General features: G+C 37.8%; 4 protein-coding genes. 2 read left to right on the forward strand and 2 right to left on the reverse strand.

The window, feature by feature from the left end:
* Positions 1-49 precede the first annotated feature (49 nt).
* Both CUS89_RS15755 and CUS89_RS15760 read right to left on the reverse strand, forming a co-directional pair.
* Entirely contained in the window at positions 50-634 is a 585-nt protein-coding gene (locus tag CUS89_RS15755; RefSeq protein WP_034690848.1) for a peptidylprolyl isomerase, read from the reverse strand.
* A 49-nt stretch (positions 635-683) separates the two neighbouring features.
* On the reverse strand, positions 684-1,796 hold the full coding sequence (locus CUS89_RS15760) for an SLC13 family permease (RefSeq protein ID WP_104872792.1): 1,113 nt from the start codon (positions 1,794-1,796) through the stop codon (positions 684-686).
* 189 nt (positions 1,797-1,985) lie between these two features.
* Between CUS89_RS15760 and CUS89_RS15765 the strand changes: the two genes are divergently transcribed.
* Complete coding sequence (locus tag CUS89_RS15765; protein WP_104872793.1) at positions 1,986-2,984, forward strand: NAD(P)/FAD-dependent oxidoreductase; 999 nt, start codon at positions 1,986-1,988, stop codon at positions 2,982-2,984.
* Positions 2,985-3,076: 92 nt separating this feature from the next.
* A complete protein-coding gene (locus CUS89_RS15770) occupies positions 3,077-3,586 on the forward strand; it encodes a phosphatidylglycerophosphatase A family protein (protein WP_104872794.1) in 510 nt (169 codons plus the stop codon).
* The last annotated feature ends 32 nt before the right edge of the window (positions 3,587-3,618 follow it).

Here is a 3,618-nt window from a genome sequence, read left to right on the forward strand (position 1 = left end):
TTTGCTGTTTGGTGCTTTTTAAGAGTTTGTGACTTTTAAAATTTTTACTTTATTCAGAAATCTCAATCGTTTCGATCACTACATCATGTACTGGACGATCTTGTGGTCCACGTTGCGCATTTGCGATGTCATCGACTGTATCCATTCCTTCAAGTACATGGCCAAACACTGTATGACGGAAATCAAGCCATGGTGTTCCACCATTTTTATATGCTTCAATGATTTCGTTAGGGAATCCTGCTCCTTCTAACTGACTAAGCATATTTTCTGGCACATTCGTATTGTTGACGATAAAGAATTGGCTGCCATTTGTATTTGGACCAGAGTTAGCCATTGATAGTGCGCCACGTAGATTGAACAATTCGCGGCTGAACTCATCTTCAAAACTTTCGCCGTAAATGCTTTCGCCTCCCATACCTGTACCGGTTGGGTCGCCTCCTTGAATCATAAAATCAGGGATCACACGATGAAAAATCACGCCATCATAGTACCCTTTTTTTGCTAATTCAACAAAGTTTTGGACTGTTTTAGGTGCTAACTCAGGAAATAGTTTTACTGTAATATCTCCGCGGTTGGTTTTTATAAGAGCTTTAGGCCCCTTTTCATTCATAAGATCAAGTTGTGGAAATGCCATATTTTCTTCCTCCTAAAAATTCTGTCTTCATGTGTAATCATAACATATTCTATTGATATAAGGTAAAGATGAGCCACAAGAAAATCAAAAAAACGATGTTGTAGAATGCAAAGACGAACAAAAACTTTTTTCTCCATTCCGGATATTGCTTGATGACTAATTTGTAAGAGATCAAACTTGCCATTGAAGCAATCAACGTTCCTAACCCTCCTAAGTTCGTGCCAATGATCAATCCCTTGATGTTCTCTGTATAACTTGATAACAGGAGAGCCGCAGGAACATTGCTAATCAATTGACTAGCAAAAATGCTTGCGCTGACTTCATGATGCGCCACACTTTTTTCAAAAAAAGCTTGGACTGCATCTACTTGCTTGATATTACCAATAAATAGAAAGAGAAAAACAAACGTAAATAACAAGGAGTAATCGATTTGTTTAAAGAGGCGGCGATCATTGCTTAGGATACTTACACTCACTAAGATCAATACGACATAATGAGGAAGTATACCACTGACAGCCAAAAGACATGTTAAAAAGAGACCAAAATAAAAAATGAGTTGGGTTTGCTTTAACATTATCTCTTCTGTGTTCGTTAAATCGATAATATTTTTTTTGACTCTTCCATAGATCAACACCACCAACAACAAGGCAGCAGCTATTGTATAGGGGAGCATCAGCTGTAAAAATTCGTGGAGTTGTAGATGTGACTGTGCAAATAAATAAAGATTCTGTGGATTACCGATCGGAGTGAACATACTTCCTAGATTCCCCGCTATCGTCATTAGAGTTACGACTAGAGGAATCGACGTCCTCATGCCGATCCTCTCTACGATCAATAGACCGAATGGTACAAAAATGATCAGCGCCACATCGTTAGTGATCAGCATACTACTGATAAATGTGAGAAAAACTAAAATCAAAATAATGCCTCTTGTGGTTTTTGTCTGTTTGATCAAATGATTGCCTAGAAAGTCGAAAAACTGTTGTTGCCGAATCCCTTCTACGATCAGCATCAAACAAAAAAGAAGAATCAATGTATGGAAATCGATATAAGAAAGATAATTGAAATTTGGCGGGATGATGAACATAGTACCAATTGCTAGCAGAAAAGACAGCGTCAATACTCCGTCTTCTTTTGCACGGCTCGTTATTCTTTTAATCATAAAATTCTACCTCTTTGATTCAAACATTTCGTACTAGTAAAATAACTCTTTTTAGCTAATATTGAAAGTAAATAAACTATATGTTAGATCACTACGTATATTTTAGTGACTGCTCGTTCTATCATCAGACTATTTGAGAAGAATTCTCAATTAAATTCTGTTATAGTGTCACCAAGGGAGGAATTTCAAATGGAAATTTACGATATTACAATTATTGGTGCAGGACCGGTTGGCATGTTCGCAGCTTTTTATGCTGGTATGCGCCAAGCAAAAACCAATATTATTGATAGTTTGCCTCAACTTGGCGGACAGTTAACTACCTTATACCCTGAAAAATATATTTATGACATTCCTGGTTATCCAGCAATCAAAGCGGTTGATCTCGTTAATAATTTAAAGAAACAGTTGACCACTTTTAATCATACATTTCATTTAAATGAAGAAGTTCTTTCACTTTCCCGAGAGGACGAGATCATCGAGATCACTACTACGAAAGGTATACATTATTCTAAAGCTGCGATCCTGACACTAGGAAGTGGTTCTTTTCAACCAAGAAAGCTGAATTTAGAACATGCTGAACTATACGAAAACCATGGGTTAGATTATTTCGTGAATGACTTGATGAAGTATGCAGGAAAGAAAGTTGCTATTGCTGGCGGTGGGGATTCAGCGATCGACTGGGCACTGATGCTTGAACCTATTGCGAGCGAAGTTTATTTGATTCATCGTCGAGACGCATTTAGGGCTCATGAACATAGCGTCAATCAGTTGAATCAATCCTCTGTGAATGTATTGACGCCTTATTTGATTGAGCGCTTATCTGGTTCAAACGGTGAATTGTCAGACATTCGTCTGAAAAAAGCTAAGACGGATGAAACAATTGATCTTATGGTTGATTCATTGATCGTCAATTATGGGTTCACTTCTAACTTAGAGCATCTGTCTTCATGGGGACTTGAAAGTTCCAGAAATGCAATCACTGTCCACTCTGATATGTCAACTTCTATTCCAGGTGTTTATGCTGCGGGTGACATTTGTAGCTATGAAGGAAAAGTGAAATTGATTGCCACAGGATTTGGAGAGGCACCGACTGCTGTCAATAATGCGTTGCATTTCATCAATCCGAAGGAACGTACGCAACCTGGTCACAGTACAAGTCTTTATGATAAAACGTTTGGACCAAAATAACTTACCTGCTATTTCGTAGAAGAAATGATTCTTGCTTTTTGTACGCACTACGTTACCATTATAGATAGAAAGAAGAGACGGAGGAATCAAAAATGGTCATAAAAACAGAAACTTTAGAAGAAAAAGCGCGAGATCTCCTAAAAGAACGTGGAGTCACGATCGAGGATATCGCTGAATTAGTCATGTTTTTACAAAAAGATTATATCTCAGATCTAAGCTTGGAGGATTGTGCAGAAAGTATCAACGCAGTCTTGACAAAGCGTGAAGTCCATAACGCGATCATTACCGGCATTCAATTAGATATCCTGGCAGAACAAAAACAATTGATGAGTCCTCTTCAACATATCATTGAAGATGATGAAGGGTTATACGGAATAGATGAAATTTTAGCCTTGTCGATCGTCAATGTTTATGGAACGATTGGTTTTACCAATTATGGCTATATCGACAAAGTAAAACCCGGGATCTTGAAAAAGTTAAATAGTCACGATGGTGAAAATGTCCATACATTTTTAGATGATATCGTGGGAGCAATTGCCGCTTCTGCCGCAAGCCGTTTAGCCCACCAAGAACCGGAAAAACGGAGCCGTTTGACACAATAATCAAATAAAAATAAAAAATCATCCATAAAAAT

It is taken from the genome of Enterococcus mundtii, from assembly GCF_002947535.1.
Classification (GTDB): Bacteria; Bacillota; Bacilli; order Lactobacillales; family Enterococcaceae; genus Enterococcus_B; species Enterococcus_B mundtii_B.

What these genes read in the sequence shown, in the direction of transcription:
- CUS89_RS15755 (WP_034690848.1), bottom strand. Translation starts at nt 634, where the DNA reads ATGGCATTTCCACAACTTGATCTTATGAATGAAAAGGGGCCTAAAGCT.
- CUS89_RS15760 (WP_104872792.1), bottom strand. Translation starts at nt 1,796, where the DNA reads ATGATTAAAAGAATAACGAGCCGTGCAAAAGAAGACGGAGTATTGACG.
- CUS89_RS15765 (WP_104872793.1), top strand. Translation starts at nt 1,986, where the DNA reads ATGGAAATTTACGATATTACAATTATTGGTGCAGGACCGGTTGGCATG.
- CUS89_RS15770 (WP_104872794.1), top strand. Translation starts at nt 3,077, where the DNA reads ATGGTCATAAAAACAGAAACTTTAGAAGAAAAAGCGCGAGATCTCCTA.